The 21,877-nt window shown below is 63.3% G+C and carries 25 protein-coding genes; 11 read left to right on the plus strand and 14 right to left on the minus strand.

Annotated features, from left to right (window positions below):
* Positions 1–22: 22 nt before the first annotated feature.
* The 6 genes from AC07OE_RS10460 to AC07OE_RS10485 form a co-directional block, all read right to left on the minus strand.
* Positions 23–1,072, minus strand: coding sequence for a serine/threonine protein kinase (locus tag AC07OE_RS10460; protein WP_495070508.1), 1,050 nt, complete (start codon positions 1,070–1,072; stop codon positions 23–25).
* A 45-nt stretch (positions 1,073–1,117) separates the two neighbouring features.
* The gene (locus tag AC07OE_RS10465; RefSeq protein WP_495070509.1) at positions 1,118–2,644 is read right to left on the minus strand and encodes a serine/threonine protein kinase; all 1,527 of its coding nucleotides are present in this window, start codon (positions 2,642–2,644) and stop codon (positions 1,118–1,120) included.
* Positions 2,641–3,393: a metallophosphoesterase family protein gene (locus tag AC07OE_RS10470; RefSeq protein ID WP_495070510.1), complete on the minus strand. Its 753-nt coding sequence runs from the start codon at positions 3,391–3,393 to the stop codon at positions 2,641–2,643. The genes AC07OE_RS10465 and AC07OE_RS10470 overlap by 4 nt, the downstream gene beginning before the upstream one ends.
* Positions 3,394–3,477: 84 nt before the next feature.
* Positions 3,478–4,587, minus strand: a complete 1,110-nt coding sequence (locus tag AC07OE_RS10475; RefSeq protein WP_495070511.1) for a DUF2855 family protein — start codon at positions 4,585–4,587, stop codon at positions 3,478–3,480.
* Between the two features lie 89 nt (positions 4,588–4,676).
* Entirely contained in the window at positions 4,677–5,105 is a 429-nt protein-coding gene (locus AC07OE_RS10480) for an organic hydroperoxide resistance protein (protein WP_495070512.1), read from the minus strand.
* Between the two features lie 61 nt (positions 5,106–5,166).
* Complete coding sequence (locus tag AC07OE_RS10485) at positions 5,167–5,625, minus strand: MarR family winged helix-turn-helix transcriptional regulator (RefSeq protein WP_495070513.1); 459 nt, start codon at positions 5,623–5,625, stop codon at positions 5,167–5,169.
* A gap of 142 nt (positions 5,626–5,767) precedes the next feature.
* Here AC07OE_RS10485 and AC07OE_RS10490 point away from each other — a divergent pair, with 142 nt between their 5' ends.
* Positions 5,768–7,369 carry a GMC family oxidoreductase gene (locus AC07OE_RS10490; protein ID WP_495070514.1) on the plus strand — a complete coding sequence of 534 codons (1,602 nt, stop codon included), beginning with the start codon at positions 5,768–5,770 and terminating at the stop codon, positions 7,367–7,369.
* Between the two features lie 209 nt (positions 7,370–7,578).
* Here AC07OE_RS10490 and AC07OE_RS10495 read toward each other — a convergent pair whose 3' ends face one another.
* From AC07OE_RS10495 to AC07OE_RS10520, 6 genes are all read right to left on the minus strand, one after another.
* On the minus strand, positions 7,579–8,088 hold the full coding sequence (locus AC07OE_RS10495; RefSeq protein WP_495070515.1) for a hypothetical protein: 510 nt from the start codon (positions 8,086–8,088) through the stop codon (positions 7,579–7,581).
* Between the two features lie 426 nt (positions 8,089–8,514).
* Complete coding sequence (locus tag AC07OE_RS10500) at positions 8,515–8,862, minus strand: hypothetical protein (RefSeq protein WP_495070516.1); 348 nt, start codon at positions 8,860–8,862, stop codon at positions 8,515–8,517.
* A gap of 80 nt (positions 8,863–8,942) precedes the next feature.
* Positions 8,943–9,782, minus strand: coding sequence for an ABC transporter permease (locus AC07OE_RS10505; protein WP_495070517.1), 840 nt, complete (start codon positions 9,780–9,782; stop codon positions 8,943–8,945).
* A gap of 1 nt (position 9,783) precedes the next feature.
* Positions 9,784–10,707: an ATP-binding cassette domain-containing protein gene (locus tag AC07OE_RS10510; RefSeq protein WP_495070518.1), complete on the minus strand. Its 924-nt coding sequence runs from the start codon at positions 10,705–10,707 to the stop codon at positions 9,784–9,786.
* Between the two features lie 23 nt (positions 10,708–10,730).
* Positions 10,731–11,885 (minus strand): GGDEF domain-containing protein, encoded by a 1,155-nt coding sequence (locus tag AC07OE_RS10515; RefSeq protein ID WP_495070519.1) that lies wholly within the window; start codon positions 11,883–11,885, stop codon positions 10,731–10,733.
* A gap of 4 nt (positions 11,886–11,889) precedes the next feature.
* Positions 11,890–13,383 (minus strand): AMP nucleosidase, encoded by a 1,494-nt coding sequence (locus tag AC07OE_RS10520; protein WP_495070520.1) that lies wholly within the window; start codon positions 13,381–13,383, stop codon positions 11,890–11,892.
* Positions 13,384–13,541: 158 nt separating this feature from the next.
* On the opposite strand from AC07OE_RS10520, the gene AC07OE_RS10525 reads away from it, so the two are divergent.
* Entirely contained in the window at positions 13,542–13,784 is a 243-nt protein-coding gene (locus tag AC07OE_RS10525; RefSeq protein ID WP_495070521.1) for a hypothetical protein, read from the plus strand.
* On the opposite strand, the gene AC07OE_RS10530 is transcribed toward AC07OE_RS10525, so the two are convergent.
* Entirely contained in the window at positions 13,753–14,001 is a 249-nt protein-coding gene (locus tag AC07OE_RS10530) for a cysteine-rich CWC family protein (protein ID WP_495070522.1), read from the minus strand. The genes AC07OE_RS10525 and AC07OE_RS10530 overlap by 32 nt on opposite strands.
* Before the next feature lie 53 nt (positions 14,002–14,054).
* On the opposite strand from AC07OE_RS10530, the gene AC07OE_RS10535 reads away from it, so the two are divergent.
* The 5 genes from AC07OE_RS10535 (at position 14,055) to AC07OE_RS10555 (ending at position 17,539) form a co-directional block, all read left to right on the plus strand.
* Complete coding sequence (locus tag AC07OE_RS10535) at positions 14,055–14,513, plus strand: CYTH domain-containing protein (protein WP_495070523.1); 459 nt, start codon at positions 14,055–14,057, stop codon at positions 14,511–14,513.
* Positions 14,514–14,588: 75 nt separating this feature from the next.
* On the plus strand, positions 14,589–14,903 hold the full coding sequence (locus AC07OE_RS10540; RefSeq protein WP_495070524.1) for a hypothetical protein: 315 nt from the start codon (positions 14,589–14,591) through the stop codon (positions 14,901–14,903).
* 84 nt (positions 14,904–14,987) lie between these two features.
* Positions 14,988–15,863 (plus strand): alpha/beta hydrolase, encoded by an 876-nt coding sequence (locus AC07OE_RS10545; RefSeq protein ID WP_495070525.1) that lies wholly within the window; start codon positions 14,988–14,990, stop codon positions 15,861–15,863.
* Positions 15,864–15,935: 72 nt separating this feature from the next.
* A complete protein-coding gene (locus tag AC07OE_RS10550) occupies positions 15,936–16,910 on the plus strand; it encodes an AraC family transcriptional regulator (protein WP_495070526.1) in 975 nt (324 codons plus the stop codon).
* Between the two features lie 80 nt (positions 16,911–16,990).
* A complete protein-coding gene (locus AC07OE_RS10555) occupies positions 16,991–17,539 on the plus strand; it encodes a DUF1993 family protein (protein WP_495070527.1) in 549 nt (182 codons plus the stop codon).
* Between the two features lie 60 nt (positions 17,540–17,599).
* On the opposite strand, the gene AC07OE_RS10560 is transcribed toward AC07OE_RS10555, so the two are convergent.
* Positions 17,600–18,067, minus strand: a complete 468-nt coding sequence (locus tag AC07OE_RS10560; RefSeq protein ID WP_495070528.1) for an Lrp/AsnC family transcriptional regulator — start codon at positions 18,065–18,067, stop codon at positions 17,600–17,602.
* A 303-nt stretch (positions 18,068–18,370) separates the two neighbouring features.
* Between AC07OE_RS10560 and AC07OE_RS10565 the strand changes: the two genes are divergently transcribed.
* The 4 genes from AC07OE_RS10565 (at position 18,371) to mmuM (ending at position 21,625) form a co-directional block, all read left to right on the plus strand.
* Positions 18,371–19,156, plus strand: a complete 786-nt coding sequence (locus AC07OE_RS10565; RefSeq protein ID WP_495070529.1) for an ABC transporter substrate-binding protein — start codon at positions 18,371–18,373, stop codon at positions 19,154–19,156.
* 55 nt (positions 19,157–19,211) lie between these two features.
* Entirely contained in the window at positions 19,212–19,892 is a 681-nt protein-coding gene (locus AC07OE_RS10570; protein ID WP_495070530.1) for an ABC transporter permease, read from the plus strand.
* A gap of 2 nt (positions 19,893–19,894) precedes the next feature.
* A complete protein-coding gene (locus AC07OE_RS10575; protein WP_495070531.1) occupies positions 19,895–20,584 on the plus strand; it encodes an ABC transporter permease in 690 nt (229 codons plus the stop codon).
* A gap of 96 nt (positions 20,585–20,680) precedes the next feature.
* Positions 20,681–21,625 carry a homocysteine S-methyltransferase gene (gene mmuM / locus AC07OE_RS10580; protein WP_495070532.1) on the plus strand — a complete coding sequence of 315 codons (945 nt, stop codon included), beginning with the start codon at positions 20,681–20,683 and terminating at the stop codon, positions 21,623–21,625.
* Positions 21,626–21,877: the final 252 nt, after the last annotated feature.

A 21,877-nucleotide genomic window follows, 5' to 3' on the forward strand; every position in this document is an offset into this window, starting at 1 on the left:
GTGCCCCCGAATAGCTCCGTAATCAGACCACCAACGAGTCTTCCTGCATCGCCTCGATCTGCTCTTCCAACATCAGGATCTGGCCCTTCCAGTAGTCGCTGCTGCCAAACCAGGGAAAGTTGGCGGGGAAGGTGGGGTCGGTCCAGCGCCGCGCCAGCCAGGCGCTGTAGTGGATCAGGCGCAGCGTGCGCAGCGGTTCGATCAGTGCCAACTCGGCGCGGTCGAATTCGCGGAACTGCTCGTAGCCGTCCACCAGCATGCCCAACTGGCGGGTGCGCTGCTGGCGGTCACCGCTCAGCAGCATCCACAGGTCTTGCACGGCGGGGCCGGTGCGTGTGTCGTCCAGGTCCACAAAGTGTGGGCCGGGGCCTGCACTGGCAGCCACATCAGTGGGGGTCCAGAGAATGTTGCCAGGGTGGCAGTCGCCATGCAGACGCAACTGGCGTATGCCGCTGCTATTGGACTTATTTTGGCCGCTAGCCCCCGCCATATCTGCGCGGGCAGCTATTAAATCGATAGCTTCCTGGCAGCGCTGGGCCCAGGGGCCCTGCACATCCAGCGGCACCATGTGGTTGGCCAGCAGCCACTGCATGGGCTCAATCGCAAAGGTTTGCACGTCCAGCGCCGGGCGGTGCACGAAGGGGCGCTTGGCGCCCACGGCGTGGATGCGCGCGAGAAAGCGGCCAATCCACTCCAGCACCTCGCCATCGTCCAGCTCGGGCGGGCGCCCGCCGCGGCGTGGGCTCACGCTGAAAGAGAAGCCGCCAAAGTGGTGCAAGGTCTGTCCGTTCAACACCAGGGGTCCCACGGCCGGAATTTCATCCGCCATCAGTTCGGCGGCAAAGTCGTGCTCTTCCTGGATTTGCGCATCGGTCCAGCGTTCGGGCCGGTAGAACTTGGCCACCACCGGTGCACCGTCCTCCAGTTGCACCTGGTAGACGCGGTTTTCATACGACGACAGGGCGGTGAGGCGGCCATCGCCGCGCAGGCCCACGCTGTCCAGTGCGTCCAGCACCAGGTCGGGAGTCAGGGGTTCAAAGGGGTGAAGGGCAGTGCCCGTGGTGCTGTGCATGCCCCGATTGTCGTCTGCGGGCTTGTCCTTGCACGCGCAGGTGGCTTAGCCCAGCGGCCCCAGGTCGTCGCCATAGAGCTTGGGCGCGGCGCTGTCGGCGTCCGAATCCGAATAGCCACCGGCCGGTGCGGGTGCCTTGTGGGGCACATCGCCCAGCTGTTCAAACGGCAGGCTCTGCTTGACGAGGATGATGGTGCAAGGGGCTTCCATGGCCACCTTGATGGGTACGGTGGCCACAAAGCGCTGGGTCTTCAGGCCATGGGTGGCGGCGCCCATGACGATGACGCTGACGTTGTTGCCACGTGCGTAGTCCAGCAGGGCCTGGGCCACGTCGCCGCTCTCCAGCACATGGCAGGAAGTCTGGTGGCCCGGATGGTCGAGCGGCTGGGCCCATTGGCGCAAGGCGGTCAGGTGGCGGCGGTGCACATTGGTTTCGCTCTGGTCGTCATCGGTGGCACTGGTCTGGCTGCTGCTGATGACCGTGACGCAGGCCAGCCGCGCGCCGGGCCGGGTGCCCAGTGCGCGGGCCACGGCCTCGCGCAGCGAGTACAGCGTGGCGTCGGTAGTGTCCTTGTGCGGCACCGCCACCATGACGATGGGCACCTCCTGCACCTGCTGCGAGGAAGGCAGGGGGCTGGGCTGGTAGTGCATGCCCGCCGCCTTGAGCCAGCGTTTGAAGTGCGTGCGAAACGGCGTGCCCACGGTGTCGGTGCCGCGCTGGGTGATGTTCACCTGGGTGGGGTGGCTCAGGTCAAACGCCAAGTGGGCGGCCGAGGGGTAGCGCTTGGCGGCTTCGGGCTCCAGGCAGCGCAGCACTACCTCCTGCAACCAGGCCGGCAGGTCTGGGCGCAGTTTGCGCGGTGGTGTGGGGTCCATCCACAGGCGCTGGCGCAGGCCGGCTGCGGTTTGCGGCTCGCCAAACGGTAGTTCCCCGGTGCAGAGCTGGTACAGCATTACACCGATGGCAAACACGTCGCTACGCGGGTCGCCGCGCACGCCCACCACCTGCTCGGGCGCGATCCACGCAGGCGAGCCCACGGCCTTGCGCAACTGCTCGGCCAGCAGGTCGGGGTAGTGCGCGTGGCACGACAGGCCAAAGTCCAGCAGCACGGCGCTGCCGTCCTCGCGGATCAGCACGTTGGCGGGTTTCAGGTCCAGGTGCACGGCGTTCTGCTGGTGCAGCGCGTGGGCCGCGCGGGCCATGGCGGCGCCCAGTTTGGGGATGGTGTCCAGCGCCACGGGTTGTGGGCCATCCAGCCAGCGCTGCAGGGTGTGGCCAGGCACATACTCCATCACCAGGTAGGGCACGCGCTGCAGGTCGCCCGCAGCCACAAAGCGCGGCGTGGTGTTGCCGTGCAAGGTTTGCATGATCTGGCATTCCACTTCGAAGCTGACGATGTTCTCGGCCCCGTCGCCGGCGGTCATGCGTGGCACCTTCATGGCCATGGCAAAGCCCGGGCCGGGGCGGCCATCGGCGTAGACCACGCGGTAAATGTGCGCCATGCCACCCGAATGGATGCACTCCTCGATGGTGAATCCGTCCAGCTCGGCGCCTGGCTCCAGCAGTTTCATCGGCCCTCCTCCAGACGGTGGGCAAAGAACTCTGGCAAGCCCGCGCGGCGGATAGCCTGGGCGGCTGCGCCGTGGTCATATGGCACGCGGTGAAAGGTGAGCTGGGCGCGCTCGGTGTCCAGCAGGGCATACATGGCTTGCGGGTTTCCATCGCGTGGTTGGCCCACGGAGCCGACGGTGGACAACCACTGCCGGTGTTTGGGAACCGGCACGGCCACACCGGGCTGGGGGATGAACATCATCAGCCCATCGGTAGCGCCGCGGTAGTACAGGGTTTGCAGGTGCACATGGCCGCCGAACACATAGCGCACGCCGCTCCACTGGGTGGCGGCGTTCAGGCTGGCGGTGGCGGCGCGCTGGTCGTACACATAGCGCCAGAGCTCGGGCGCATCGGCACTGGCATGCACCAGCAGCACAGTATCCAGGTGCTGGGTGAGTGGCAGCGCATCGATCCACTGCCGCTGCGTGTCGGATAGCTGATGGTGCGTCCAGGCGGCAGTGCTGTCGCCCACGGTCTTCACCACGGGCGGTGGGTTCACGGCCATCTCGTCGTGGTTGCCCTTGAGCACAATGGCACCTTCCTCGGTGAGCAGCATGACGCGCTCCACCACTTGCGCCGGGTTGGCACCGTAACCCACCATGTCGCCCAGAAAGGCAAAGCGCTGCGTCTGCTGCGCGCGGGCGTGGGCCAGGCAGGCGTCCAGCGCCTGGATATTGCCGTGAATGTCCGACAGCAGCGCCAGTCTCATCAAGTCTCCGGTGGGGAATGCAAAAACGCCATCATGCGCCACCCGCCTGACGGCAAGTTTGCAGCGCCGGCCGGCGCCGGTGCGCTACAGCGACAGGATGTGCCCACCGCGCGGATTGCCCTCGCCCGCCAGAATGGCGGCGTAAGCCGTCTGCACCGCCTCTGGCCCCGTGTGGTGCTGCACCTGCAGCCAGGGCTGGACCGGGTTGGCAACCTTCGCGGTGAAGGCTTGCCAGGACTGCAGCAGCCGGCGACCCAGTTCGGCGCCGCCCCATTCCAGGCTGCGCTTCTTGATTTGCGCGGGCGCAAAGAACAGCGTGGGGCGCGGCCCCGGCAGGTCTTTTCCACCACCCAGCTCGGCCACATGGGTGCCGCCAATGGAGCTGCTGTACACCAGCGCCGAGCAGTGCGTGTGCAGCGCCTTTCGGAACGCTGCATTGCCAGCAAAGTCGACGTAAATGGAGGGCGTGCCTGGCGCTATTTGGTCCAGCTGCGCATAGGTCAGCACGCGGTGGTAGACGCCCAGACTTTCGCAAAACGCCACATTGCGCTCCGAGGTCAAGCCGATCACCTCAATGCCCTCGCGCTGCGCGAGCTGGAAGGCGGTGCCGTACGCAGTTTTGCTGGAGGCGCTGGACAGCAGGATGGCGGCGCGGCCCGTGTCGGTGGCGCCGAACCAGGCGTTGTCGTGCAGAAAGTCGTCAATCAGCCATGAGGTGATGAACAGCGGCCGCAGCAGGGCCTGGATGTCCTCGGTGCTGGCCGTGTAGAACGGGTCAGTGGCGCAGCGGGTGTATTGGTTATAGACCGCGTGCAGCGTGGCACGGTGGGGCGCCACATCGGACCAGCCGCCAGCGTTGACCTTGCCCGGTGTCAGATCCACTGCGCTGGCCATGGGGAAGTAGCCGTACACGCGTTCGCCCACGGGCACCTCGGCATGCTGGCTCTGCACCACGGTGCCAAAGCCCCACACGGGAATGCAGCCCCACGCTGCAGCGTCGTCATCCGTGACGGGAAAGAACTGCCAATACTGCATGGCGTCGCCAAAGGCGGCGTAGGTGATGTTGTTGGAGGTCAGCGCAAAGCGGTCAATGCGCAAGCGGACCTGGCCGGCCTGCAAGGGGCCCAGCGTGGTGCTGTGCAACTGGGACTGTTCGAGATGGTTCTTGCGAACCCGGAGTTCGGTGGTGTGCATGCGCCGCACCATAAAACAAAAGGCCGGGCCCGCCAAGCGGGTACGGCCTCCGAGGTGACAGGGCGCAGGGCCCTGACCGCGCTGTCGATTTAGACCACGGTGATGGTCACGTCGATATTGCCGCGGGTGGCGTTGGAGTAGGGGCAGACCTGGTGGGCCTTGGCCACCAGGGCTTCGGCTGCGGCCTTGTCCATGCCAGGGATGGACACTTCCAATTGCACTTCAATGCCAAAGCCCTGGGGGATCTGGCCAATGCCGACGGTGGCGTTGATGCTGGTGTCAGCAGGCAGGGCAATTTTTTGTGTGCCGGCCACGAACTTCATGGCGCCAATGAAGCAGGCGCTGTAGCCGGAGGCGAACAGTTGCTCGGGGTTCACACCGCCGCCGGGGCCTCCCATTTCCTTGGGCACAGCCAGCTTGAGGTCCAGCAGACCATCGGAAGTGCGGGTCGTGCCGTCACGGCCGCCGGTGGACTTGGCGTGGGCTTGGTAAATCACTTTTTCGATCTTGTTGCTCATGGCGCTTCTTTCATAAAGTGCTGCCAGCTGGCAGCGGGGTGGGTAATGGGAGGGGGAGAAATCAGGTGGCGGTCAAGCGCTGTCGCAGGGCTTGTACCTGCTGGGTCAGGCTCATGAGCTCGTCCAGCGGGCAGTCGGCCGCGGCCAGCACACAAGCGGGAATGCGGGTGGCCTGCAGCTTGAGGGCACGGCCTTTGGCAGTCAGAAACACTTCCACGCGGCGCTCATCGGCGGCGCTGCGCTGGCGGCTCAGCAACTCGGCTTGCTCCATGCGCTTGAGCAGCGGGGTAAGGGTGCCGGAATCCAGAAACAGGCGTTCGCCCAAGGCCGAGACACTCAGGCCGTCTTGTTCCCACAGCACCATCATCACCAGGTACTGCGGGTAGGTCAGCTGCAGTTCCTCCAGCAGCGGCTTGTACAACTTGGTCATGGCCAGCGAGGTGGAGTACAGCGCAAAGCACAGCTGGTTGTCCAGCCGCAGGGCGGCGTCGTTAGCGGAGATGGCACGGTTGCTTGGCATGGGTTGAATTATAGCAAGCAATTAAATTGCGTGCAATACAAATTGCAAAAAATTGTGTCTGTCCCTTTGCAAGGGTAAACCGGGCTTGGCAGCGCTGTGCCCCGTGCGGTAACGTCAACGCCACCTTCAGAGGAGACGGCGCGTGTTTGACTACATCATTGTTGGCGGTGGCTCGGCCGGTTGCGTGTTGGCGGCGCGCCTGAGCGAAGACTCCACGGTAAACGTGGCCCTGCTGGAAGCCGGCCCGGTTGACAGCAGCGTGCTGATCCACTGTCCGGCCGGACTGGCCGTGTTGGCCAAGAATGGCCAGGCCAACTGGAAGTTCGACACCACAGCCCAGCCGGGCCTGAACGGGCGCAGCGGCTACCAGCCGCGTGGCAAGGTGCTGGGCGGCTCGAGCTCGGTGAATGCCATGATCTATATCCGTGGCCAGAAGGAAGACTACGACCACTGGGCTTCTGAGGGCAACCCCGGCTGGAGCTACGCGGACGTGCTGCCGTATTTCAAAAAGGCCGAGGACAACGACCGCGGCGCCGACGCCTTCCACGGTCAGGGCGGCCCCCTGCATGTGCAGGACCTGACGACGCCCAACCGCCTGGGCCCGCTGTTTGTGGAGGCCGGGCGCCAGGCTGGCTACCCCGTCAACCGCGACTTCAATGGCGACAGCCAGGAGGGCGTGGGCGTCTACCAGGTAACGCACAAGAATGGCGAGCGCTTCAGCGCAGCCAAGGGCTATCTCACACCGAACTTGGGGCGACCCAACCTGCATGTATTCACGGGCGCGCACACCACGCGCATCCTGCTGGAGCACAAGCGGGCCGTGGGTGTGCAGTTCCTGCACGAAGGCGAAATGAAAGAGCTGCGTGCCAGCCGCGAGGTGCTGCTGTGCGCGGGCGCGCTGCAATCCCCGCAGATCCTCATGCTTTCCGGCATTGGTCCGCGCCAACATTTGGTGGAAAAGGGAATTGCCACGCTGCACGACCTGCCCGGCGTGGGGCAACATCTGCACGACCACATCGACGTGGTGCAGATGGTGAACGCCCCGCAACTGACGGAAACCTTTGGCGTGTCATTCAAAGGACTGGCCAATGCACTGCGCGGCATCTTTGAGTGGCGCAAGCAACGCACCGGCATGCTCACCACCAATTTTGCCGAGGCTGGCGGATTCATCAAAAGCCAACCGGACGAGCGCACGCCCGATCTGCAATTCCACTTCGCCATCGCCAAGCTGGTGAACCATGGCCGCAGCACGGTGCTGGGCCACGGCTATTCGTGCCACGTGTGCCTGCTGCGCCCCTACAGCCGCGGCAGTGTGCGCCTGGCCAGCAAAGACCCGATGGATGCACCGCTGATCGACCCGAACTTTCTGGGCGAGCGCGACGACGTAGAGCGCCTGGTGCGCGGCTTCAAACTCATGCGCACCGTGCTGCAGCAGCCGGCGTTGGCGGCCCTGGGTGGCAAAGAGGGCCCCAAGTCTGCCGCCGCGCGCAACGACTTCGAGATCGAACAGTTCATCCGCGACAACGCGGACACTGTCTACCACCCGGTAGGCACCTGCCGCATGGGCCCCGGCCCGCTGGACGTGGTGGACCACGAACTGCGTGTGCACGGCATCCAAGGCTTGCGCGTGGTGGATGCCTCCATCATGCCCCGCGTGGTCAGTGGCAACACCAATGCGCCAACAATCATGATTGCGGAGAAGGCGGCAGATTTGATCAAGGCGGCGTGGCAGGCCAAGCTCTAATTCGCTATTAATTTGGTAGCTAGTGGCGCAACGAATACGCGGGCTGGAGGCCGGTTTTGTTGCACAACTGTTGTTGAGTTGTCAACACAGGCGTCTGCAGATGTCATGTAGGTTTGCGCGCCAGCAATAGACTGATTGCGGTCTTTGCTTGCTCTCTAAAGCGGCTGTTGTCACTCATTGAATCGCTTGCAGATACATATCTAGCAGCATTAGTTCTGAGATAGAACTTTCGCTGCGTTTTCGGGTGAAACGATTTTGTATGTTCGTCCAAGTCGTGCGCATCGTTCCGCAAGCATTTTTACTTGCTCCGACGTCAGATTTTTCTTTACTCGATGTAGGTCGGACTTTTCCCAGACATAGTTCTCACCTGAAGGTGCTTCTAACAGGTGCCATCTGAGAAGACCGCGCTCAAGGAAAAGACGGGCATCACCAAGCGATTGCGCATTGGTTTCGCTGAAGCCGTTTCGAAAATAGACGTGTATGGCCTTTCCATCCCTCGAGCCCACAAAAGCCGAGGAGTCCAATTTGTTACCACTTCTTGCGTTGTAATTGCCGCAGACTAGGCTTCCACTACTGACCACATCCAACTGGAAAGTGGAGGAGGTATTACTCCATGCACCATCAATTTTCGGTTGAGCCTGGACTATTGCGGGGAGGGCTAAAGACACTGCCATTGTGCCGAGCAAACCTGCAAAATATTTCAAAACGATTCTGGTCATAGGAAGCTCATTCGTTCGATTTAAGTTGATGGTTAGTTTTCACCGAAATTCGCCCAACGTCGAAGTCGCCTAGGGCGAATAGGCGAAGCCCTTTGACCAAACATCTGGCGGTCTGATTTCTCCCCAGAGCTCAGGCGTCTACAGACTGAAAGCGGACTCAGCGGCGTCTGGACCAAAACCCATCAGGCTGCAGATTCAGAGAATTTGGCTCGCTTAATGAAATATGCAGCAAGACTGTAGGTCGCTATAACTGCACTTGACCAACCAAACCAATTGCCAAGGTCTGCATTGAGTAAGAGCCCCGCCGTGACAGCGAACAACACAAAATAGAAGAACTCCAACTTGTAAGACGCTATGTGCCCGGCCATGGAAGCCACATCAAGACACACCCGCGCTACGAGGAGGAGCGGGACGAGAAAATCGAGATCAAGCGTCACTAGTTGCAACTCCGTGAAGGCTCACCGAGACAAAGCGGGTAAACATGGGATCTGATACCTGAATCTCATATTTCAGCATGTGCTTTGCGACGTAGTCAACGACCTCTGACTTGGAGAGTGAAAAGGCTACTCCTGGCTCTGAGTGCAGAACCACCACCAGCTCAGATGCATCGAAGACTCGCTCCAGCATGTCTGAAATTACTGGCGTGTTGGGTGCCATACCATCGTGAATGTTGATCCACTCCCATTCGGGCATCTGCGGCCAGAGTGCAGGGAACCTAGCTGCAACTTCGTCGTAAAACTTGTGTGTCGAAATTTCAGGCATTTTCAGCACCATACCCAGCTATGCTGCTCATGAATATCCCCCGTTCGAGTGAATTCTTGAACGTCGGCTTTCGCCGCAAAACGGACGTCACCTCACTTCGCAAACCGCTTTCGCGTCAACGCCAGCGCAATCCAGAACGACCCCACTGCGTACACCGCCAGCACTGCCAGATGGCGCGCAGCTTCCGCTGGCCATTGGTCCATGAACAATGGTCGAATCAAGGCCACAGCGTTCGACAGTGGCAACCAGTCGGCCACCACGCGCACCACCACAGGCAGTTGCTCCAAGGGGAAGAACACGCCGCTCAGGAACATCATGGGTGTGAGGAACAGCGTGAAGTAGTAGGTAAAAAAGTCGTACCCCTTGGCTAGTGCGTTGAAGATGAGAGCGATGCAGCTGAAGGTGATGCCCACGCCGAACAGGATGGGCCAGGCCACGAACAGTTTGGGGCTGTGGCTGATGCCCAGCGCCAGCATCACGCCCATGATGGCCGTCACCGTGAACAGGGCCTTGAACGCGGCCCACAGCATCTCGGCCAGCACCACATCGTCCAGTGCCACAGGGGCGTTCATGATGCCGTCCCAGGTCTTTTGCACATGCATGCGGCTGAAGGCGGAGTACAGCGCTTCAAACGACGCAGCCTGCATGGCACTCATGCAAATGGAGCCGCTGGCCAGAAACAGGATGTAGGGTACCTGCACACTGCCCGCGGGGCCGACGACGGTAACTTGCCCGACCAGTGCGCCCATGCCGTAGCCAAAGGCAACCAGCCACATCAGCGGTTCGGCAATGTTGCCCACCAGGCTGGGGATGGCCAGCTTGCGCCAGACCAGCAGGTTGCGCAGAAACACGGGCCAAAAGCGCAGCGACACTTCGGGCGCGCGCCAGATGCTTTGGGGCTTGGGCGGGGTGTAGGTGGATGCGGTGCTCATATCAAGCCTCCTCACGGATCTGGCGTCCGGTCAGTTTCAGAAATAAATCTTCCAGGTTGGCTGGGCGGTGCAGGGTGCGCAGCTGCGGGTGGGCCGCCAGGCCCTGCAGCAGAGCACCGGCATCTTGCGTGTAGAAGAACACGGTCTCGCCGCTCACCTCCACGCGCGCGGCCAGGCTGCGCAGTGGCCCGTCCACCAGCGCCAGCGCACCCACGCCAAACACCTCCACCACGTCGGGCTCCAGGTGCTGGGCGATCAGGGCACGCGGGGTGCCTTCGGCAATCTTCTTGCCATGGTCCAGCACCAGCAGGCGGTTGCAGAGGCGTTCGGCCTCGTCCATGAAGTGGGTGGTCAACAAGATGGACTTGCCCTGTTGCAGCAGCACCTGCAGGCGCTCCCACATCAGGTGGCGGGCTTGTGGGTCCAGGCCGGTGGTGGGCTCGTCCAGCAACAACAGCTTCGGGTCGTTCACCAGCGCACGCGCCAGGCTCAGGCGCCGGCGCATGCCGCCCGACAGTTCGCCAGGCTTGGCGTTGGCCTTGTGGGTGAGGGCGGCAAACTCCAGCAGCTGCGGAATGCGCGCGCGGATGGCCGCGTCCCTCATTCCAAAGTAGCGGCCATAGACCAGCAGGTTCTCGGCGCAGCTGAAGTCCGGGTCCAGCGTATCGAACTGGGTGACGACGCCCAATTGGGCCTTGATGGCCAGCGCGTCACGCGGCATTTCCAGGCCAATGGCGTGGATGCTGCCGCCATCGGGCACAGTGTGCCCCAAGCACATGCGGATGGTGGTGGTTTTGCCTGCGCCGTTGGGTCCGATGACTCCCAAGCACTCGCCGGGCGCAATCTCGAATGACAGGTCTTTGACGACTTCTGCGTCGCCGTAGCGCTTGTGCAAGTGCTGCACTTCAAACAGTTTTGCATTCATGCGGCCATTCTGCCGCAGGGCTTTCAGTCTGCCTGCAGCAGGCGGCCCCGACCCTGTGCTTTGGCCTGGTATAGCGCTGCATCGGCGCGTGCCATCAGGTCGGACAGCTTGAGGTCCCCTGGTTGTAGGAGCGCCAGCCCGGCGCTGTAGTTCACGCGCATGTGGGGTTCCTGGATGCCTTCTTCGCGCAGCGCCAGCCGCAGGCGCTGCTCCACATGCAGGGCTGCCGAGCGGTCGGTCTGCGGCAGCAGCAGGGCGAATTCTTCCCCGCCAATGCGGGCGGCCAGATCGCTGCTGCGCCGGTTGGCCTCCAGCACGCCGCCGGTCATGCGCAGCACCTGGTCGCCCATGTCGTGGCCCTGGGTGTCGTTGATGCGTTTGAAATGGTCCAGGTCCAGCAGGATCAAGACCAGCGGTGTGTGGTGGCGGCGGGCCTGGTCAAACAGGGCGGTGGCCCGGTCGTCCCAGCCGTGCCGGTTCAGCAGCCCGGTGACGTTGTCGGTGAAGGCCTGCTCACGCAGCTGCGCCTCGGCCTCTTCGCGCCAGGCCACCAGGATGGCCACGGTGGTCAGCACCAGCGCCACGTTGGCGGTGATCTGGGCAGCGATGTTCACCACATGCGGTGCATCGAAGCTGGGGTAAAGCGCCGGGAAGAATGCACCCAACACCCCGCGCGCCAGGTTGGCCACGGCAAATGCCGCGTAGCACAGGGCAATCAGTGTGCGCCAGCGCAGGCTGGCATTCCGCGCTGGGTAAAGCGCTGCACGCATGACGATCAGCAACTGCAGAGAGAACAGCAGGTTGGCATAGCCCACGCGCCAGCTGTAGTTGCCAAACACCAGGGCGTAGCCAATCGGCATGGCGATGGACAAGCCCACGAGCAGGCGCGGGAAGGGGCGGTGCCCCAGCCACTCGCGCAGGGCAAAAAACATCAGGCAATTGGCCAGCGAGCCAAAGGCCATGGCCACGGTCGAGAGCACGGGGTCTAGCCAATGCCCGCTCAAGAACCCCGAGCTGATGATGGCCATCCAGCCGATGGTCTGGCTCAGCAGGCTGGACTGCGCCAGGCGTGCCGCACGGCTGATGCCTTTGCCCATGATGGCGGGCAGGGCGATGGAGACGGTGCTCAGGTTGAGCGCCGTCAGTACCAGGATGGTCAGGACACTGAGATGCTCCATGAAGTTATTGGAAGGCAACCTCGGCAAAGCTGCGCAACTTGCGGCTGTGCAGCTTGTTCAGGCTTTGCGCGCGCAGCAGTTCCAGCGCGCGGATGCCGATGCGCAGGTGCTGGTCCACGCGCTCACGGTAGAAGTGGTTGGCCATGCCGGGCAGCTTGATCTCACCGTGCAGTGGCTTGTCGCTCACGCACAGCAGGGTTCCGTAGGGCACGCGGAAGCGGAAGCCATTGGCGGCGATGGTCGCGCTTTCCATGTCCAGCGCCACGGCGCGGCTTTGGCTGAAACGGCGCTGGGGCTGGTTGTCGGGCAGCAGCTCCCAGTTGCGGTTGTCGGTGCTGGCCACGGTGCCGGTGCGCATGATGCTCTTGAGCGCGGCGCCTTGCACCTGGGTCACTTCAGCCACGGCTTTTTCCAGCGCCAACTGCACTTCGGCCAGCGCCGGAATCGGCACCCACAGCGGCAGCTCTTCATCCAGTACATGGTCCTCGCGCACATAGCCATGGGCCAGCACATAGTCACCCAGCTGCTGGCTGTTACGCAGGCCGGCGCAGTGGCCGACCATGATCCAGGCATGGGGGCGCAGCACGGCGATGTGATCGGTGATGTTCTTGGCATTGGCCGGGCCCACGCCGATATTCACCATGGTGATGCCCGCGTTGTCCGCGCGCACCAGGTGGTAGCCCGGCATCTGTGGCAGGCGCGGCGGGGCAGCGCCCAGCGCGTCGTTGGGTTGGGCCGGCAGGCCCACGCGGCGCGTGACCACATTGCCGGGCTCCACAAATGCACAGTATTCGCTGTTCGGATCGGCCATGGCCGCATGGCCCATGCGAACAAACTCGTCGATGTAGAACTGGTAGTTGGTAAACAGCACAAAGTTCTGGAAATGCTCGGGCCCGGTGCCGCTGTAGTGGCGCAAACGGTGCAGCGAGTAGTCCACGCGCGGCGCGGTGAAAAGCGCCAGGGGCAGCGCTTCGCCGGCTTTGGGCACGTAGGTGCCGTTGGCGATGCCGTCGTCCATGGCGGCCAGGTCGGGCAAGTCGAACATGTCCCGCATCAACGTGCGGCGCTCGGCACTCATATTGCCTTCCACATGGTCGTGTTCGGCAAACGAGAAATGCACGGGAATCGGCTGGCTGCTGGTGCCTACCTCCAGCTCCACGCCATGGTTTTGCAGCAGCAGACTGAACTGCTCCAGGTAGTAGCCGCTGTACAGGTCAGGGCGGGTCAGCGTGGTCTCAAAACGGCCGGGCCCGGCGACAAACCCATAGCTCAACAGGGATTTGTCGGCGGTGGGCGCGCGCGATACGGTGTCGGTGTGGATGCGCACCAGCGGGTAGCAGGCCCGCACATGGCCGGCACTGTCGTCACCCGCCACAAAGCGCTGCATGGCCTGGCGCAGGTGCTGGATGCTGCTGTCGTAAATGCGCTGTACCTGGGCCAGCGCGGCGGCCGGGTCGGTGAAGCGGGCGGGGGCGATGAAAGGGGGCAGGCTGGACATGGCCTTATTGTGCCCCGTGATTGTTGCGCCCGTATGCGGTAGAGTGCTGGGCAAGACGCTAACCAAGGGCCGTGGTGCCAGATCCCAAAGACTCACGTTTTCAAGAAACCGGGTTCCCCTCTTTGCAGTGGGAAGAGGAAGATTTGCCGACGCGTCCCATGCCATTCCACGAGCGGCCGCTGCAGGCCCGTATCGACCACGAGATGGCCATCATTGCCGAGCACCACATGCGCATTGCCTTGGCGATCGAAAAATTCTGGGGCCACCGCGACTGCGTGGAGTACCTGCAGACGCTGGTGCTCAGCGGCGGCTACAGCGACGCCAGCCGCAACCGGGTGGGTTTCAAGCCGGAAGTGTTGTCTGCCCTGATCAACCTGGCAGCGTTGCACCGCGTGGAATAGACGCAGCGTTGGCCTTTTGCGCGCAGGCGGCGCAAATGCAAGCCTTGCCCCGGTCATCGTCTGGAACCTGGGCGAGCAGTTCGGCGCTGAACGTGGTCTGGGTGCACCAGCAGGGCGGTTGCTTCTGGCCAGTGGCACGCTCCACTTCCATGGCGCACTGGTTCCCCTGGCCGCACAGCGGGCACACTTCAGGGTTGACGGAGCGGGGTGTGGACATGCGCCCAGTGTAGCCACCGCTTTCCCTTTTTTTCAATAAGGATGCACGCCGCTATGGCTCTGGAAATCGAACGCAAATTCTTGGTCACGGACACTGCGTGGAAACTGGCACCCGGCGTGCCGTTTCGCCAGGGCTACCTGAACCGCGACAAGGCCCGCACGGTGCGGGTGCGCGTGGCCGGGGAAGCGGCCTTCCTCACCATCAAGGGCGTGAGCGTGGGCGCCACGCGCGCCGAGTTTGAATACCCCATTCCGCTGGCGGACGCCCAGGCCCTGCTGGCGCTGTGCGACGGCCCGCTGATCGAGAAGACCCGCTATGTGTTGCAGCACCAGGGCACCACCTGGGAAGTGGATGTGTTTGCGGGCGACAACGCCGGCCTGGTGGTGGCCGAGGTGGAGCTGGCCTCGGAAGACCAGCCCTTTGCCCGACCGGACTGGCTGGGCGAGGAGGTGACCCACGACGCGCGTTATTTCAATTCCAACCTGGCGACGCATCCCTTTACCAAGTGGTGACATGAGCGCCGCCAAATTTACAATTCCGCAACATGGCAGGTGCACATTGGGGCCTTGCAATACAGGAGACCGACCATGCGCACCCTTCCTCCCTCGCTGGCCATTTGCGCTGCCCTGCTGTGCTACGCGGCGCTGGCCCAGCAGACCGCACCCCCCAAGCCACCCGAAGGGCAGGGCAGTGGTCAGGACCCCTCCCACCGTGGCCCGCCCCCCGAAGCATTGGCGGCGTGCAAGTCGCTGGCCAGTGGTGCGGCCTGCAGCATGACCACCCCGCGCGGTACCCTGGCCGGTACCTGCGGTGGCCCTGAAGGCAAGCCGCTGGCCTGCCGGCCCGCACAACCGCCCCAGGGCGACAGCCAAGGCAAGCCACCACCCAAGCCGGCGAACTGACGGGCTTGCAAGGAAAATAGGTCCCTAGCCCCCGTAGAACGTGCGTTGGTAGCTCCTAAATCAGGAGCGCTACACTCGGCTTCCATGAACATTCCTCTGTTGACCCGTGGGCTGCGGGCCCTGCTTTTGTGCCTGGCGGTTGCGCTGCTGGGCGGCTGCGGCGTGCAAAGTCTGTTCTACCACCCGGACAGCGTTCTCTACAGCACCCCCGCCGACCTGGGGCTGCGCTTTGACGCGGTGAACTTCCGCAGCAAGGATGGCACATGGCTCACGGGCTGGTTCATCCCCGCCACCGGTTATGCCAACCCGCGGGATGCCAAAGGCACGGTGGTGCACTTCCACGGCAATGCGCAAAACATGACCGCCCACTGGCAGTACGTGGCGTGGTCGCCGCGCCGGGGCTACAACGTGTTCGTGTTTGACTATCGCGGCTACGGCGCTTCGCAGGGCGAGCCCGACGTAAAGGGCGTGTTTGAGGATGCGAATGCCGCGCTGGACTACGTACGCACCCGCCCCGACGTGAACCCTGAGCGGCTGCTGGTGCTGGGCCAGAGTCTGGGCGGTACCAATGCCATTGCCGCCGTGGGCAGTGGCAACCGGGGCGGCGTCAAGGCCGTGGCCATCGAGGCCACGTTCTACAGCTACAGCAGCATCGCGAGCGACAAGGTCAGTGGCGCCGGCGTGCTGATGAACGATAGCTACAGCGCCGCCAACTATGTAGGCCAGATCGCGCCGCTGCCGTTGCTGCTCATCCACGGCACGGCCGACCCCGTCATCCCCCATGCCCATGCCGAACGCCTGCTGGCGCAGGCCCGTGAGCCCAAGCACTTGATGACGGTGCCCGGCGGTGGCCACATCGAGGCGTTCACGCCGCGCTTTGGCAGCACCTACCAGGATGCGGTGGTAGATTTCTTTGATGCCGCCCTGGGGCTGGGGGCCGTGCTGGCCAGCAAGCCATAAGCGTTTCAAGCCTCTAGTCCTTGTGAAATATGTACGAGTAGCTCCTAAAATAGGAGCATTACACTGCCGGACATGACTGCTTCTGTTTTGCCCCGCAGCCCCGCAACGGAGTATGTCCAGCGCATGAACCGCGTGCTGGACCATATCGACCGTCACCTGGACACGCCACTGGAACTGGCCGCGCTGGCCGAGGTGGCGCACTTCTCGGCCTTCCATTTCCACCGCATGTTTGCCGCCTGGATGGGCGAGACCCTAGGTGACTACGTGCGCCGCCGGCGCCTGGAAGTGGCGGCCCTGCACCTGGAAGGCAATGCCCGCGTGAGCGTGCTGGAAGTGGCGCTGAATGTAGGCTTTGGCTCGGGGGAGGCCCTGGCCCGCGCCTTCAAACTGCGCTTTGGCTGCACACCTACCGCCTGGCGCGCCAACACGCCGCAGCGCTGGGCGCACCAGCTGCAGCATGCGCGCCGGCTGGCAGAGCGCAATCCGGATCAGGCGCAGAGCAAGATGGATCAGGCCGCGCCGGCACCTGGCGGCGACCATGCAGGCCTGTTTAACCTTCAGGAATCCGCTCTCATGCAAGTCCGCATCACCACATTGCCCGCCGTGCGCGTGGCCTCCATGCGCCGCATTGGCGCCTACGGAATGCCCATCCATCAGTTCTGGATGCAAACCTTTTTGCCCTGGGCCGAGGCGCAGGGCCTGCTTCCGGGCGCCTCGTGCTACGGCATCGGGCTGGATGACCCGGGCATCACGCCAGCCCCACAGTGCCGCTACGACGCCTGCGTGGCCGTGCCCGATGACTTTGTGGCCAAGAGCCCGGTGTCCATCACCACGCTGCCCGGCGGCCGCTATGCGGTGGCAGCGGTGGAGGGCACCGTGCCCCAGCTCACGCTGGCCTGGACCGAGCTGCTGCGCGACTGGCTGCCCGCCAGCGGCATGCAGATGGACGGCCGCCCCCTGTTCGAGCACATGCCGCCCGACATGCGCTACGACCCGGCCACTGGTGCCTTCAGCTGCGAGCTGTGCATCCCGGTGAAGCCTCTGTGACCTGCGCGAGCCGCTTGATCTTGGATTCGTTGTAGTTGTTTCAAGCCGTAGGGGCGGCGAGTTTCTGCACAATGGCAAGCATGAACACCACACCTTTTGCGCCCAGTGTGCGCCAGCTCTTGCAAAGCTTGGACCGAGCCGCGCACCTGTTGCGCGTGGCGCAACACCATGCACCGGATGACCAATCATTGCTGGCTGCGCGGCTGGCGCCCGACATGCTGCATCTGGCCCACCAGGTAGAGGTGTTGGTCGATGGCGTGGTGGGCAGCGTGGCCTTGCTGGCGGGCGTGGACCACGTAGCCACTGGCAAGGTGTTCAACCGTGGGGAAGACTTGCTGCCTGCCTCGCCCTGCCACACGCCGGAGGAGGCTGTGGCGCGTGTGGATGCGGCACAGCGTGAGGCGCAAGTGATGGCAGCGCCCGCGCAGTGGCTGCCGCCCGACACCCTACTGACGGTGCGCCGCGCCGGTAACGCGCGGCAGTTCGTCGCCACTGCCTTTTTGGAGCGATATGCCGTGCCCAATGCGCTGTTCCATCTCTCCATGGTCTATGCATTGCTGCGTGCCAAGGGCATACCCCTGGGCAAAGCGGACTTCGAAGGGCCGCCAGCCTACATCTTGGTGGCTTGAGCTGTGCATTGAGCCGTCGCGCGGGCTGAGCACGGGCCGCAGTCTTGGGCCTCTGGCGATTCAGTCGTCCACCGGCACGTAAAGGTCTGACTTCATCGTGTCGATCACCACATTGGTGGTCATGCGAACGACCTGGGGAACCTCGGCCATCAAACGCGCGGACAAGGCGTCGTATTCCTTGACGCTCTTGCTCAGGATGACCATGACCAGGTCCACCGCGCCGGTCACATAAAAGAGCTGTTGCACTTCAGGTTCTTTTTGCACCCAGGTGCGGATGCGTGGCAGGGCTTCGTAGTTGTCCTTGAGCTCGACGCCAGCGATGAACTGCATGCGCTGGCCGATGGCTTGCGGGTCCACGATGGCTACCTCCGCCGTAATCACCTTCTCGGCCCGCAGTCGGCGCAGGCGCCGCTGCACCGCAGACGCGGAGAGCCCGACCGCCTCGGCAATCACTTCTGCATTGACCTGGCAATCGCGTTGCACAAACTCCAGAATCTTGCGGTCAAAGGCGTCCAAAGGCGTTTCCATCGCTTGATTGTAGGTAAAAGGGGTGTTGAGCCTGTGCGGCGTGAGGGCCCTTACTTGCGCGGTTTCACCGCGTATGAGGCGCCAAATACGCCGCCTGGCGCCATTTTTTTTGGAGAAACTTGGGTTTCCTTTGCGCCTCAAAAACGCATTTTTGCGTGTCTAACGCGAGGTACCGGGTGGCGGGTGGCTATAGGCAACATCTTGTTGTTTACGGCAACCCATGCGATGTCTCCGGTGCCGGAAGTTGTTCCCACGATGGGGTTTGGTTTGCCGGGTGACCGGTTTTGTCTGGAGTAGCGAAGAATGAATCGTCAGGTTGTGAAAGCTTTGGTGGGTGGTCTGTTGTTGGCCGCAGGTCTGGCCTATGCCCAGGACGTGGTGCGCATTGGCACCCTATCGGACTACCCTCCCTTTGAGTACAAGGATGCCTCGGGCCAGCTCAAGGGCATGGAAATCGAGTTGGGCAACGTGATCTGCAAGCACATGCAAGCCAAGTGCGAGTACGTCACCATGGACTTTGATGCGCTGATTCCTGCGCTGAAGGCCAAGAAAATTGATGCAGTTCTGGCCCAGATGTCCATCACCGACGAGCGCAGACAAGTGGTGGACTTCACCGACCTGTTCACCCTGGCACCCGTGCAGTACGTGGCCAAGGTGGGCTCCGGTATCAGCGAAGACCCCGCCACCCTGCGCGGCAAGACCGTGGGCGTGTACAGCGGCTCCAACCATGAGACCTACCTCAAGAAACGCCTGCCCAAAGCCAAGTCCGGCATCGCCACCAAGTCGTACCCCAACCAGGACGCCATTTGGCTCGACCTGGAAGCCGGTCGCTTGAACACTACGCTGACCGATACCACCGTGGCCTACGAGTGGCTCATGAAAACCGGCAAGGCCAAAGGCTTTGACTTCGCCGGCAAGCCCTTGAACGACGTGGAAATGTTCGGTGAAGGCACCGGCATTGCTGTGCGCAAGGGAGACGCCCTGAAGGCACGTTTCAACGCCGCCATCAAGAAGGTGCTGGCCGACGGCAGCTTTGCGGCCGAGAACAAGAAAGTGTTCCCGTTTAGCATTGCGCCCAACAGCAAGTAATTGAGAGGCCGCCACCGCCCCTTGCGGGCGGTGGCGGCGCTTTCCCGGAGTCGCGATGGATGTTTTGCAGGCCTACACGGGCCAGTTGCTGCAAGGTGCGCTGATGACCGTGCAATTGGCCTGTGCCGCCCTGGTGTTCGGGCTGGCTTTGGGCCTGTTGCTGGCGGCCTGCCAGCTCAGCCGCCACGCATGGCTGCGCCGTCCGGTGGCCGTGCTCACCGGCGTGCTGCGCGGGGTGCCCGAGTTTCTGGTGGTGCTGGTGTGCTACTTCGGGCTGTCCAACCTCATCAACAATCACTTCGACAGTGCGTTTGACATCAGCCCGTTTTTTGCGGGCGTGGTGTCTTTGGCGCTGGTCTTGGGGGCTTATGCCTCCGAGGTGTTCCGGGGGAGTTTCGTGGCCTTGGCGCGTGGGCAACTGGAAGCCGCCCGCTCGCTCGGCTTGAGCCCGGTGCACACCTTCTTTCTGGTGCGCCTGCCGCAGGCCTGGCGCATCGCCATTCCCAGCCTGGGCAACCTCTGGCAATCCTTGCTCAAAGACACCTCGCTGGTCTCTGTGGTGGGGCTGGAAGACTTGCTGAAAAAGTCCAACATGGCCGCACAGGCGTCGCACCAGCCCTTTTTGTTTTTGATGGCGGCTGCCGTTATGTATTTTGGCCTGCTGGCGCTCTCCGATCCGCTGATCTCCGCGCTGGAGCGGCGGGCGCAGCGCCCTTACCAGGCGCACCGCAGCTAGCCATGGACACCTGGTTCACCGACACCCTCGTCTTGCTGCAGGACAACCGTGCTGAGCTGTGGGACGGCCTGGTCGTCACCCTGCAGCTGTGGGCTGCTTCAGGGGTGGCCGGCTTGGTGTTGGCCTTGGGCCTGGCACTGGGTGCCACCCACGGCGGGCAGGTGGTGCAGCGCTTGGTGCGCGTGTACAGCGCGGCCCTGCGGGGCACGCCACTGCTGGTGCAGATGTTTTTGCTGTACTACGGGCTCAGCCAGTTCGAGTGGGTGCGGGCGTCCGCCGCGTGGGTGGTGCTGGAGGATGCGTTCTACTGTGGGCTCATCGCCTTGACGCTCAACATCGCCGCCTACATGGCCGAAGACATCCGTGCCGGCATCCTGGCCGTGCCGCCGGGGCAGCAGGAAGCTGCACGCGCCTTCGGCATGCCGACCGGTACGCTGCTGCGCCGCATCGTGCTGCCCCAAGCCTTGCGCATTGCTACCCCGGCCCTGGGCAACGAGGTGGTGTCGCTGCTCAAGGCCACTGCCTTGGTCAGCACCATCACCGTGTTTGACCTCACCGGCGTGGCCCGTCGCCTGTCCACCGAGTCGTACACCACCGATGCGCTGGTGATGGCCGGCATGGTCTACGGCGTGCTGACCTTGCTGATTGCGGGCGGTGTGCACCTGTTGGAGCGGTACCGCAAAAGCCACTGAGCGTGAGCTGCTTGTCCGCACCAAGCCGCCGTAAATTGCCGCCAGGGCGCACGCGCTTTGGCTAATCTCATCGTCGATTGTTTGAGTCGAACTCCCATGATGCTGAACCCTCTTGAAAGTTTTTTGGCCCACGACCGCCTGATGGTGCTGGACGGCGCCTTGGCCACCGAGCTGGAGCGCCGCGGCGCCAACCTGAACGACGCCCTGTGGTCCGCCAAGCTGCTGATCGAGCAGCCTGAGCTCATCCGTGCCGTGCACGCCGACTACTTTGCCGCCGGCGCTGATGTGGCTACCACGGCCAGCTACCAAGCCACGTTTGAAGCGTTTACCCGCCGCGGCATGAGCCGTGCTGAGGCCGCCGATCTGATGCGCCTCTCCGTCACCCTGGCCTGCGAGGCGCGCGATGCGTTCTGGGGCGAGCCCGCCAACCGCGTGGGGCGCCTGCGCCCGCTGGTGGCAGCATCGGTAGGCCCGTATGGCGCCATGCTGGCCGATGGTTCGGAATATCGCGGCCACTACGGCCTGGACCGTGTGGCACTGGCCGACTTCCACCGCGAGCGCATGCAGGTGCTGGCCACCTCCGGTGCCGATCTGCTGGCCTGCGAGACCATTCCCTGCTTGGACGAAGCCCTGGCGATTGCCGATGTACTGGCCGAGCAGAACAATATCACCGCGTGGATCAGCTTCTCCTGCAAAGATGGCGAACATAACGTGCAGGGCGAGCGCCTGGCCGACTGCGTGTCCGCGCTGGAGGCCTACCCGCACATCGCGGCGATCGGCATCAACTGCACCGCACCCGAGCATGTGGCCAGCCTGGTGGAGCAGGCCAAGGCCCACACCGCCAAGCCTGTGCTGGCCTACCCCAACTCCGGCGAATACTACGACGCCGAAGGCAAAATCTGGACCGGGGCTTGCGATCAAGCTGCGGCCTATGCCGAGCAGGCCGCGCGCTGGCAAGCCAAGGGCGCACGCATGATCGGTGGCTGCTGTCGCACTGGTCCGGACGATATTCGGGCGGTGCGCCACATGGCGGAGGCTTGACGCCTTACGCCGCTGCCTTAGGCGTTGTTTCCGGCTCGGCCTGCTTGTCGGCGTCCCTTTGGTTCGGGTGGTAGTCACCGGGATCTACAGCAGGTTATCGAGGATGCCGGCGCGAGCACCCTCGTCGTTGGTGCCTTCCAGTTTTCTGCACCTCCTTGATGTCCAAAGTCTCAATGGCGTGCCCGAGGGGGCTCATCAGATGTCGTCCTTTTTATGCGCCCTGATGGGGTCTTATGACTGGAACTTCATATG

It is taken from the genome of Rhodoferax sp. GW821-FHT09E07, assembly GCF_059416145.1.

What these genes read in the sequence shown, in the direction of transcription:
- AC07OE_RS10460 (WP_495070508.1), bottom strand. Translation starts at nt 1,072, where the DNA reads ATGCACAGCACCACGGGCACTGCCCTTCACCCCTTTGAACCCCTGACT.
- AC07OE_RS10465 (WP_495070509.1), bottom strand. Translation starts at nt 2,644, where the DNA reads ATGAAACTGCTGGAGCCAGGCGCCGAGCTGGACGGATTCACCATCGAG.
- AC07OE_RS10470 (WP_495070510.1), bottom strand. Translation starts at nt 3,393, where the DNA reads ATGAGACTGGCGCTGCTGTCGGACATTCACGGCAATATCCAGGCGCTG.
- AC07OE_RS10475 (WP_495070511.1), bottom strand. Translation starts at nt 4,587, where the DNA reads ATGCACACCACCGAACTCCGGGTTCGCAAGAACCATCTCGAACAGTCC.
- AC07OE_RS10480 (WP_495070512.1), bottom strand. Translation starts at nt 5,105, where the DNA reads ATGAGCAACAAGATCGAAAAAGTGATTTACCAAGCCCACGCCAAGTCC.
- AC07OE_RS10485 (WP_495070513.1), bottom strand. Translation starts at nt 5,625, where the DNA reads ATGCCAAGCAACCGTGCCATCTCCGCTAACGACGCCGCCCTGCGGCTG.
- AC07OE_RS10495 (WP_495070515.1), bottom strand. Translation starts at nt 8,088, where the DNA reads ATGACCAGAATCGTTTTGAAATATTTTGCAGGTTTGCTCGGCACAATG.
- AC07OE_RS10500 (WP_495070516.1), bottom strand. Translation starts at nt 8,862, where the DNA reads ATGGTGCTGAAAATGCCTGAAATTTCGACACACAAGTTTTACGACGAA.
- AC07OE_RS10505 (WP_495070517.1), bottom strand. Translation starts at nt 9,782, where the DNA reads ATGAGCACCGCATCCACCTACACCCCGCCCAAGCCCCAAAGCATCTGG.
- AC07OE_RS10510 (WP_495070518.1), bottom strand. Translation starts at nt 10,707, where the DNA reads ATGAATGCAAAACTGTTTGAAGTGCAGCACTTGCACAAGCGCTACGGC.
- AC07OE_RS10515 (WP_495070519.1), bottom strand. Translation starts at nt 11,885, where the DNA reads ATGGAGCATCTCAGTGTCCTGACCATCCTGGTACTGACGGCGCTCAAC.
- AC07OE_RS10520 (WP_495070520.1), bottom strand. Translation starts at nt 13,383, where the DNA reads ATGTCCAGCCTGCCCCCTTTCATCGCCCCCGCCCGCTTCACCGACCCG.
- AC07OE_RS10525 (WP_495070521.1), top strand. Translation starts at nt 13,542, where the DNA reads ATGCCATTCCACGAGCGGCCGCTGCAGGCCCGTATCGACCACGAGATG.
- AC07OE_RS10530 (WP_495070522.1), bottom strand. Translation starts at nt 14,001, where the DNA reads ATGTCCACACCCCGCTCCGTCAACCCTGAAGTGTGCCCGCTGTGCGGC.
- AC07OE_RS10535 (WP_495070523.1), top strand. Translation starts at nt 14,055, where the DNA reads ATGGCTCTGGAAATCGAACGCAAATTCTTGGTCACGGACACTGCGTGG.
- AC07OE_RS10540 (WP_495070524.1), top strand. Translation starts at nt 14,589, where the DNA reads ATGCGCACCCTTCCTCCCTCGCTGGCCATTTGCGCTGCCCTGCTGTGC.
- AC07OE_RS10545 (WP_495070525.1), top strand. Translation starts at nt 14,988, where the DNA reads ATGAACATTCCTCTGTTGACCCGTGGGCTGCGGGCCCTGCTTTTGTGC.
- AC07OE_RS10550 (WP_495070526.1), top strand. Translation starts at nt 15,936, where the DNA reads ATGACTGCTTCTGTTTTGCCCCGCAGCCCCGCAACGGAGTATGTCCAG.
- AC07OE_RS10555 (WP_495070527.1), top strand. Translation starts at nt 16,991, where the DNA reads ATGAACACCACACCTTTTGCGCCCAGTGTGCGCCAGCTCTTGCAAAGC.
- AC07OE_RS10560 (WP_495070528.1), bottom strand. Translation starts at nt 18,067, where the DNA reads ATGGAAACGCCTTTGGACGCCTTTGACCGCAAGATTCTGGAGTTTGTG.
- AC07OE_RS10565 (WP_495070529.1), top strand. Translation starts at nt 18,371, where the DNA reads ATGAATCGTCAGGTTGTGAAAGCTTTGGTGGGTGGTCTGTTGTTGGCC.
- AC07OE_RS10570 (WP_495070530.1), top strand. Translation starts at nt 19,212, where the DNA reads ATGGATGTTTTGCAGGCCTACACGGGCCAGTTGCTGCAAGGTGCGCTG.
- AC07OE_RS10575 (WP_495070531.1), top strand. Translation starts at nt 19,895, where the DNA reads ATGGACACCTGGTTCACCGACACCCTCGTCTTGCTGCAGGACAACCGT.
- mmuM (WP_495070532.1), top strand. Translation starts at nt 20,681, where the DNA reads ATGATGCTGAACCCTCTTGAAAGTTTTTTGGCCCACGACCGCCTGATG.